The organism is Acinetobacter sp. V89_7 (genome assembly GCF_029967895.1).
Lineage (GTDB): Bacteria > Pseudomonadota > Gammaproteobacteria > Pseudomonadales > Moraxellaceae > Acinetobacter > Acinetobacter soli.
Window position 1 is genome coordinate 39,009 of the sequence record NZ_JASCAJ010000002.1, and the last position, 10,268, is coordinate 49,276.

Genomic DNA, 10,268 nt, shown 5'->3' on the forward strand with positions numbered 1-10,268 from the left:
CTTACTCCAGACGCAAATACTGAAAAATAGGGGCATAGAGTGCATATGAATAGCGGTTCATCGCATCTTTGAGTAATGCGGTGCTATCTTGCTGATCAAGTATAAATGCCCAATCTCGATGGCCTTGGCTGCTTTCATCTTGACGGATATCCAGATTGACATAGGCTTTGGCGTCTTGCCACGCGCTCAACAGGCTTTTTAAGTCCTGCTCGTCGAGCAGCATTTCGCCCTGCTCTGTGGCAGACCAATGATGGCTTTTCTCTTTTTCTAGCGCTTTGAGTATTAATGCCGCTGGCAACACCACAGGCTGTGTAGCGCCATAATGCCACATCGCCAGCCACTGATCTAAGTAGTGCTTGGCCTGCTCGGCATTCAGACCTTCGCAAATTACGGTTTTATCGCTAAATACCACAATGCGTCGTAAGGTTTTTGCGGCTGCACCCTGCTGACCAAATGCCAACCAGATTAAGTACTCAAGCCATACACATGCCATGCGTTTGGCCCGTGCACTCGAGGCCTCCATACTCACCCAGTCGCTACGGTTATCGAGCGGAACCGTGATATTCATGTGCAACTGTTTGCTAAGGCGCCAGATGGTTTGCGTGGTACGACTTACAGCAGGTGCATAGTTCTGTAACCGCGCCAGCAAACGTGTTTGTTCGGCGCTGCTTTGTTGCCATGCACTGTGCATGATTTTGCCGACTGGTAACTGGTCTTGCAGCAATTCTAATGGCGCCGTATGATCATGCTCATATAAAAACTGGCGGATGGAATAACGCCCCAGTCCATCTAAAAACAACGGTTCGGCCTGCTCAAATTGTTCGGCCAAGGCAATATTATCAACACCCAAATGCTTCAAATACAACCGTGCAGGAAAGGTGACATCGGCCATCCACTGGCGGCTATCGACAACGCGCAATTCCTGATCTAAGGCGGGCTGCAAGGTGTTCACCCATGGTTGAACTGTTCCTTCAGGCTGTTGCACCTGCTGTGCTACGCGGTACCAGTGATCTCGATAACGCTGCGGTACAGTGTCATTGGCAAAGCCGAGTGGGTCAAAGGGCTGCAAAGGATGAACATGGTACATTGGCCAGAGGCGCTCAGGCACATCCAGCTGCTTGAGCCATTGCTGCTGCTCTGCAATATATGGATTAAGCGCTACTGCTTCCTCTGCACACGGTGCATCTGCCACAATTAAGGCCAAATGCGCTTTGAATTCCTGCACAATACTCGATGGATCGCGTACCTCACCATCGCTCACATCAAAGCCATTATAAAACAACCACAAGGCTGATTTTGCCAATACCACGGCATCTAAAAAGGCACCCTGATCATCCTCCAAACGTGAACGATCCCCCAGTTGCTGGCGCAGTTGCTCCATTAAATCAAAAGGAATATGGGTCTCTCGGTTTGGAAACTTGCCCGTGTCCAGATTCAGCATCACAACCAGTGCATAAGGGAGCGGTCGAATCTGACCGATCTGGCTAAAGGTAATCTGTCCGGTCGGTTCGGCCTGTGAAGACTGATTTTCCAAAGTACGTTGAATTTCATCAAGCAAGTAAGGCAGCGGTAGCGTAATATCGCGTAAACCATGTGTGTCTTTATCGCCATAGAAACTGGCCAAGGTCACCATTCGTTCTTGTTTTTTTATAATGTCCCGAGCCGTTTTTAATGCCATCACACCCGCCTGCTCAAAGGCAGTGACATCCTGCATCAGCAATTGAAGCCACGCTTCAACCGAACGTTTCTCGTGTTGTTCATGTGCGGTTCGCCATTTTCTTCGCGTATGCAAATCTTGATAAATCTGAATCAGCACGCCGATCAGTTCAAAATCATCAGGAGCGATATCGCTAAAACTTAAGGTCTGCTCAAACAGTACATGTGCCGGAATGGCGATTCCGAGTGCCAGTCGATCAAGCGCGAACTTAAAACTATAACGATGGTCGTGATCGTCTGGACTTAAACTCTGCTGTAAATGTTCAGCGTCGAAACCGCGTTTAAAACCAGCCTGCTCAAGTAGACTGAGCATGCGACGAATCTGGCTATCTTCAAGGGCATAGTACTGCTGCGTTGCTGATAAACTCAGCCAGTCGGCAAATTCGTCAAATTCAAAACGTCCATGGAGTAAATTGATCCGCCCGACCACAGCCTGCCATGCATTTAATACATCGAGCTGCGCCACGCCTGCAATTTTAATCGGCAAAAACACCGTATCTTCGGTAGGGGTTGCCGGAAAAACCGCGCGGATCGCTGGCTCGATTTCTTTAATGTTGGGAACCAGCACCAAAATATCGTTTAAACGACGAGGGCCATGCGAGGTGTCGGCCAGCCAGCGAATGAGTTCATCACGCAAAACTTCCAGTTGCCGTAAGCTTGAATGGCAAACATGAAACTGAATCGAGCGATCGTCGGGTGCGAGAGAATATTGATTGGCGACAGGCTCGGCCAAATTTAAAATATCGGACTGGATTTGCCCCAGCAATGTGTTTGGAAACTCATCGACAAATGCATCGACCCACTGCCCTTCGTCTCCCGACGACAAATTGGCCAACAGGCTAAAATGGTCACGTGCCTGCTTGCCCCAACGGGTGAGTAAGGGATGGCGAGACTCACGCGCTTCAGCATTAAAATGCAAGGTAAATTGATCAAAAAATTGTGCAATGTCTGCATCACTTGCCTGTGGGTTTTTCTCGATAAATCGGGATTTCACACGTACATCGTACTGCTGTTTCCACAGAGGATCGACACTATCTGCCCAGTATTCCTGAGAAGGATTGTAGTGCAAAATAAAAATATCAATGTATTGCCCCAAACGGCGCAAAAACTGTAATTGCATTGGCGGCAAATCCAACACGGTAAATACAACCACTTGCTTAGGCAAACGCTGCAAGGCAGTTTCACGGCTCTGTGCCCCATCTAAGAGTTGCCAAAATAAGTCGTCAATGTTCAGGATATCCAGATAATCCTGATGAAAGTGGTTTTGCCATAACCAACGTTGCCATGCCTCTAAATCTTGCGCGTGCTGGAACTGAAACGCCGAAATCTCTTGGCGGGCTTGCCCCATCAGTTGCTCGATATCCAGCGTCCGATTCTCTCCCCATGCACTGAGCCAGTTGGTGGCACAGGTACAAGGACCGCTACAGTTTTTCTGGCAATACCCGCGATAGGTCATGTAATGACCAAATAGCTGCGATACCTGTTCGGCCACCCAGTACAGCATTTTTTGTTTTTTCTGTTGCTGTTGATCGACTTGTTGTAATTGATCTGCACTGGTATAAATTCGATCGACCAGTGAATAGGCCGGATGCTCAGGCGATAAGGTCATGTGAGCTGACTGAATCAGAGGATTGAGCGCCTGAAACACACGCCACTTTAAAATAAGGCGTGGAATATTGGCTTTACGTACCTGATCTTTATATTCAGTCAACACTTGCTGATAGACAAACCACTGGAACCCGCGGATACGCTGATGAAATTGATAATTAGCGGTAATCCCTTGCAATTCTGAGAGTTTTTCGGTCAACCACTGCTGCACGGCCGCGCTTGGCACAATGAAATGCTGAGTTTCAAGTACATCAAACGGATTCTGGCTCGGCTGCGGCACAGATTGCCACACCCCTTGAAGCAAAACATCGATACGCTGACTTTGTATTACATGAATCGCCATGTAGCCCTTACCTTTGTAAATCGCAGTTTTTTATGCACAAAATCATAAAGATTCGTCACTATACATCGTTGGCGAACTATGTCACGTTTGCCATGTGTATAAAAATTTGAGTCATGCTCAAAAAAAATGTTTGAATAACAGCAAAGGACCACATTGAGTATAAATCCATGAAAATTGAGAATATCCCAGATTCAATTGATCCAAGTTTAAACCTTGAAGCCGTTCGTGACGAATGTCTGGAAATGGTCAAAAAGCGTGCCTATTTTTCCGCTGGCGCCGCCGTCGTTCCTATTCCATTTTTTGATGTCGTGATTGATATCGGCATTTTGTCACAAATTATTCCCGATATCAGCGCTCGCTTCGGTTTATCTCCCGACCATATTACGGTTTATGATCCAGAAACCAAACAGATTCACTGGAACGAATTACGTAAACGCGGCTTCGAATTTTCGGGGCTGGTTGTCGCACGTACCGCAGTCAAAAAGTCACTCAATGGCGTGATCGGAAAAGTATTGACCAAGCAAGTGACCAAATTTATTCCGCTTGGTGGCCAGATCGTCGCTGCGAGCTTGGGCTATATCGTGATGAAAAAAGTTGCCGAAGCGCATGTCCAAGAATGTTATCATCTGGCGAAACGTATTCAGCAAAAAAGCACGACCGCAGCTGTTTAATGATCATTTAAAAGGCACCTTGTGTGCCTTTTATCTGCCTGATTTTAAAAAACAAGTTGTATATTTGACCAACGCGTATCTATATATCATTTGACTTTTCACGTAAATTTTAAGTTTTTTTAAAGATTGTCTACTTACTATCCATCACACGATGACAAACAAACTATGGAGAGTCGTTGTGGAACATGGACAATCAACATCCCGTATACGTGCCATTTTTAACGTAACAAGTGGTAACTTTCTCGAACAATACGATTTTTTCCTGTTTGGTTTGTACGCTAAAGCCATTGGCGAAACGTTTTTCCATTCCGATAGCAGTTACGCTGCACTCATGAAAACCTTTTTGGTCTTTGCGGTCAGTTTCTTGATGCGCCCGATTGGTGCACTGGTACTGGGTCCGTATGTAGATCGTATTGGTCGACGTAAAGGCCTCATGGTGACTTTAAGCATCATGGCGGTTGGCTCACTGATTATTGCCCTTACACCTGGCTATGCCACCATTGGTTTTGCCGCGACGGTACTGATCTTTGCCGGACGTTTGGCACAAGGCTTTTCTGCTGGCGTAGAACTGGGCGGTGTTTCGGTTTACTTATCCGAGATTGCAGAGCCCCATAATCGTGGCTTTATTACCAGTTGGCAGTCTGCTAGTCAGCAAGTGGCGGTTATTTTTGCAGCCACATTAGGTTATGTGGTGAGTCTGGTCTTTACCAAGGCACAAGTGGCCGACTGGGCATGGCGAATTCCATTTTTTGTGGGCTGCGCCATCATTCCGTTTATTTTCTGGTTGCGTAAATCCTTAACAGAAACCGAAGCATTTGCTTCACGCACCGAACATCCAACCACTGCCCAGATTATGTCTACGCTGGCCGCGAATTGGAAAATTGTACTGACTGGCATGTGTATGGTTGCTACCACCACCACCATGTTTTATTTCATTACCGTTTACACACCAACTTACGGCAAAGAAGTGCTGCATCTGACCAGTGCAGAAAGCTTATTGGCAACTGTAATGGTGGGTGCAAGTAACTTTATTCTACTCCCAATTGGCGGCTATTTATCGGATAAAATCGGCCGAAAACCGCTATTGATTGCAACCACGACGCTGATCTTTGTCACGGCTTATCCGCTTTTGAGCTGGTTAACTCAAAATATCAGTCTGTCACACATGCTGGTGTCTTTGCTGTGGCTGTCATTGTTGTATAGTTTTTACAACGGTGCATTGGTGGTGTCTTTGACTGAAATGATGCCAAGCTCAGTTCGAATTGCAGGTTTTTCTGTTGCGTACAGTCTGGCAACTTCGGTGTTTGGTGGCCTCACCCCGATGATTGCGACTTATCTGGTCGAACAAAGTGGCAGCAAAAGCATGCCCGCCTTTTGGCTCATGTTTGCCGCAATTATCAGTTTGATTGCGACGCTCATTGTGTTTCGTCAGCGTCAGTCACGCAGTGAGCCCAAAGCGCCACTCGGTGCACAATTGGCTCGACAAAACACGGGGAAACTGATGAATCAAACCACTTAAGTTTGTAAGTTTTCTGTATTAAAAACCACCGCTTCAGGTGGTTTTTAAGCATTTAAGAATCGTTTTTAATACCTTGATCCGAGCGCTATATTTGTCATCTGTGGCAATAATGGTCCAAGGTGCTGCATCGGTGCTGGTGCGCTCAAACATATCGGCCGCCGCATTTAAATATTCATTCCATTTTTCTCGATTGCGCCAGTCATCTTCGGTAATTTTAAAGCGTTTGTGTGGTGTTTTTTCCCGAGCATGAAAACGCTGTTCTTGCTCATCTTTACTGATCGATAACCAGATTTTAATAATAACCGTCTGACTGTCGATCAGATCTTTTTCAAAGCGGTTGATCTCATCGTAAGCGCGTTGCCATTCAAGTTCGTTGGCAAAATTTTCTATCCGCTCCACCAAAACGCGCCCATACCAACTACGGTCAAAGATTCGAATATCACTACAATTTTCAAGCTTGGTCCAAAACCGCCACAAATACGGATGACGTAATTCGTATTTCTCGGGTGCACTAATGGTAAAAATATCGTATTCGCGCGGATCGAGCCGTTTGACGATGCGTTTAATTGCCCCACCTTTACCCGCAGCATCCATGCCTTCAAATACCACCATCACATGACGCTCATCATAACGTAGCGCCTCAGCCACTCTGCGTGTCAGTTTTTTGAGTTTTTTCTTGTATTGATCATGCTCAAGCGCGTCTGACTCTGGATGTAGCAACAGGTCTGGTACAAGCGCCTGAGTCCAGTTGATTGTGCCCTGATCTGGATGTTCAGGCAAATCCTGCATGGCATGTAAGATTGATTCAGCAAAAAGCTGATCACGCTTGGTTTTGTCTTCGCCGTCAATCACAATCCAGTCATCGCTAAAGCGTTTTCGTAGCTTTTGGATATTGTCGTACTGCTTTTTATTGCGCCAGTCTAACCCGTGAAGTTTGTGCCAGCGCCGCTCTGAAACATCAATATCATCTAAGCGTTTTTGTAATGATTTCCAAGACAAGTCAAACCAGACCTTGACCACATCGACCTGATTATTTTTTAAATCCTGCTCAAATGCCTGCATATTTTTGACATAGGCATCAAATAAAGTATCGTCCAGTGGCTTGGACACATGCATGGCGGTACTCAGCAAATCACTATACCAGTTACCAAACATCACCACGATCTGTCCCTCGCCCGGAATAAATGAAGCATACGGCTGCCAAAACGGTTGATTAACATTCAGCACATGCGGCGGATCTGCCTTGACACGTAAATAGCGCGGATCGACCCATTCACGAAGTTGTTTAACTGCTTCTCCTTTGCCTGCAAGTTCAATCCCACTGACCAGTACCAGCACGCTTTTTGCATTTTTTTTGCCCCAACTATTTTTCAGGGCGTACTGTGCCTCAATTAAATCTAAAGACAATCGATTGGGATTTTTGTGTTTATTTTCTACGAATGAATGAGGATGATTCATAGCCTTTCTCTATTTATTCTATCGTTTAGTTTGCTTTCATATTATTCTAGTTTAGCTGGCAATAAAACCTAGATAGATGATCTTGAATCATTTGATTGGATCACAAGACAATTAATTCTATTTATTTTCATTTTAAAAATCAAAATCATCGTTTAAAAAAAAATTTATAATAAGGCTATTTTTTCTATGTTTGGCTGAATGAATAGACTTAAATATTGAAAAAACTTTTCAAAAAAAAGCACACCCAAGTGTACTTTTTCAACCACTTCCGAAACAATAGTTAAAGTTATCAGTTAAGACGAATGAGTAGGATCAGACAGTGTCTGACAGCTCTCTCCTTTCCATGATAAGCGCTCAGCTTTATATTTTTGATCAAAATCGATGCGAAGCTGACAACGCTGATAATGATTTGTATCAGGTAAACGAACATCTAATACATAGTTCCAAGTTTTTACACCAAAAAGACCTTCGCTAAATTGTGGATTGCCTAATAAATCTCTAATTTGATCTTTATCAAGACCAACATCTAAACGCCTAATATCATTTACGTCATAACGCAATACTTGTTTAAGATAACTTTTACTTAGATCAGGAAAAGTGATCTGTTCTTTGTTTGGCAATGGTTCAGCTGCTGTCACCGACATCATGAAGCCCAACATTATAGTGAACATAAATGTTCTTTTGATTTGCATAGCTTTTGTTCTCTTTAATATTTTTCATAGAAGATGGAAGAGAGGTTGAGTATTTTCGACCTCTCGTTGAGCACCTATAAAATTAGTCAATTACACCACTAATACCAACGCGGAAACTTGTATCACCTTGTGAACCCGCAGCTACACCACCCGTAATTGCCCAACGGCCATTATCAGCAGTTCTTCTCAAAGTAGCACCTACTGCGTTTTCTCCGCCATGATATGCTGCACCAACCGCATAAGTGAGTTTTCCTGCGACAAATGGTGCTGCTTCTAATGCCATAGCAGATGCAATTCCTGCATTTGCTCTTTTCTCTACATCATCAATTCTTTGGTTGGTCGTATAGAATGCTTGTTGTAATTGATCTCCTAAATTCGTAATACGGTTACTCAACGATTTATCCGCATCGTTGAGTGCGCCAACAGCGTCACCAACATTATTATACGAAGCATCACCTACTTTATAACTTGGCGCTACAAATCCACCGTTATCGTATTTGGCACCGCCTCCTAATGAAGTTGCAATATATTGATTGGTCTTATTTAATTGTGCGCCATTTATTGCATCATTCGATGATGCATTAATCGCACCATCGGCTACACCAGTTACCACACGATCACCAGCAGTACCTGATACATTTACGCGTGAACCGCCAGTATTTTTCGCAACGGTAATATCTGCATTAGCATTTGTTTGTTGGACTAAACCCACTGTACCGTTATTAATATTATTTCTAATATCATTAATCTCAGTAGTATTAGTTGTAATTTGACTCTGTAAATTATCACGGACATCTGCAAGCTGACCACCATTCACAGCATCTTTTGAACCAACTGCTACATTACCATTTGCTACATTGTTAATTTTAGTGCCATTGATTCCTGCTAATGTGACAGAATCTTTATTAATCGAGCCATCAGCATTTTTATCGTATTGCACGGCTGAATTGGACAATTGGCTGACATTCGAATTCACTGAAGTGATCGCACTATCTAACTGCGCTTTATTTACAGCGTCGGCAGCATTCACACCGTTGGCAACGCCAGTAATTTTTTGATTACCAGCATTAATTCCCTGTGTCGTCACACTTGCACCACCCGCAATGGTTAACCCCGTACTGCTAAGTTGAGTATTGCCTATGCTTACTCCAGCGTTGTTTATAACAGTATTACCCGTCGTTACGCTATTAAGTACAATATCCTTGTTTAGGTTAACTTTGATATTGCCTTCGTTATCCGTAGTACTGGTTTGAGCCACGCTCAGGTTCTCATCACCGACAAAGTTAACTTTTCCATTTGGCTTGATTTGCTTACTCGATGAAACATCATTATTTGCAGAAAGTGTCCATCCCGCATTTGCAGCAGTATTAATACGACCAATCGCTTTGTCAATCGTCGCCTCACCTGTGCCACCAATATTACTCGTGGTCAATGCACCTGTCGTAGCATTGATTGATGTATTTCCACCGATAATGTTCTTCACATTATTCGCTGCACCGTACAACTGACTGCCGTTAATCGCATCGGTTGAATTGGCTGTAATTTGACCCGCATTTACATTGGTTAATGTCACTGGCGTCGTTGAACCAACACCACCTAATGTCACTTTATCTTTGATCGATGGATCATCATATTTTACTGCTGCATTGTCTGTTGCTTGCGCAGCTGTTTGAACTGCGTCTAACTGCGCTTTATTTACAGCGTCGGCAGCATTCACACCGTTGGCAACGCCAGTAATTTTTTGATTACCAGCATTAATTCCCTGTGTCGTCACACTTGCACCACCCGCAATGGTTAACCCCGTACTGCTAAGTTGAGTATTGCCTATGCTTACTCCAGCGTTGTTTATAACAGTATTACCCGTCGTTACGCTATTAAGTACAATATCCTTGTTTAGGTTAACTTTGATATTGCCTTCGTTATCCGTAGTACTGGTTTGAGCCACGCTCAGGTTCTCATCACCGACAAAGTTAACTTTTCCATTTGGCTTGATTTGCTTACTCGATGAAACATCATTATTTGCAGAAAGTGTCCATCCCGCATTTGCAGCAGTATTAATACGACCAATCGCTTTGTCAATCGTCGCCTCACCTGTGCCACCAATATTACTCGTGGTCAATGCACCTGTCGTAGCATTGATTGATGTATTTCCACCGATAATGTTCTTCACATTATTCGCTGCATCGTACAACTGACTGCCATTGATTGCTTCGGTTGATGCCGATGTCACTGCGCCAGCGGCAATACCACTGATTTTATTG

At 44.3% G+C, this 10,268-nt stretch carries 5 protein-coding genes and 1 pseudogene; 2 read left to right on the plus strand and 4 right to left on the minus strand.

The features are described from left to right. Position 1: 1 nt before the first annotated feature. A complete protein-coding gene (locus QLG00_RS00405) occupies positions 2 to 3,667 on the minus strand; it encodes an exodeoxyribonuclease V subunit gamma (protein WP_282470331.1) in 3,666 nt (1,221 codons plus the stop codon). Between the two features lie 167 nt (positions 3,668 to 3,834). On the opposite strand from QLG00_RS00405, the gene QLG00_RS00410 reads away from it, so the two are divergent. Together QLG00_RS00410 and QLG00_RS00415 are read left to right on the plus strand one after the other, a co-directional pair. Then, complete coding sequence (locus QLG00_RS00410) at positions 3,835 to 4,338, plus strand: hypothetical protein (RefSeq protein ID WP_004932539.1); 504 nt, start codon at positions 3,835 to 3,837, stop codon at positions 4,336 to 4,338. Between the two features lie 178 nt (positions 4,339 to 4,516). Continuing rightward, positions 4,517 to 5,857 (plus strand): MFS transporter, encoded by a 1,341-nt coding sequence (locus tag QLG00_RS00415; protein ID WP_004943936.1) that lies wholly within the window; start codon positions 4,517 to 4,519, stop codon positions 5,855 to 5,857. A 33-nt stretch (positions 5,858 to 5,890) separates the two neighbouring features. On the opposite strand, the gene QLG00_RS00420 is transcribed toward QLG00_RS00415, so the two are convergent. The 3 genes and pseudogenes from QLG00_RS00420 to QLG00_RS00430 all read right to left on the minus strand — a co-directional run. Next, positions 5,891 to 7,315 carry a phosphate--AMP phosphotransferase gene (locus QLG00_RS00420; protein WP_282470332.1) on the minus strand — a complete coding sequence of 475 codons (1,425 nt, stop codon included), beginning with the start codon at positions 7,313 to 7,315 and terminating at the stop codon, positions 5,891 to 5,893. A gap of 323 nt (positions 7,316 to 7,638) precedes the next feature. Then, positions 7,639 to 7,974, minus strand: a pseudogene (bamE, locus tag QLG00_RS00425) (outer membrane protein assembly factor BamE); the annotation flags it as partial. 115 nt (positions 7,975 to 8,089) lie between these two features. Then, positions 8,090 to 10,268: YadA-like family protein (locus QLG00_RS00430; protein ID WP_282470333.1), on the minus strand; the 2,179-nt coding region annotated here is incomplete at its 5' end.

Excerpts from the sequence above, each read along its gene's own strand:
- QLG00_RS00405 (WP_282470331.1), bottom strand. The coding sequence starts at position 3,667 with ATGGCGATTCATGTAATACAAAGTCAGCGTATCGATGTTTTGCTTCAA.
- QLG00_RS00410 (WP_004932539.1), top strand. The coding sequence starts at position 3,835 with ATGAAAATTGAGAATATCCCAGATTCAATTGATCCAAGTTTAAACCTT.
- QLG00_RS00420 (WP_282470332.1), bottom strand. The coding sequence starts at position 7,315 with ATGAATCATCCTCATTCATTCGTAGAAAATAAACACAAAAATCCCAAT.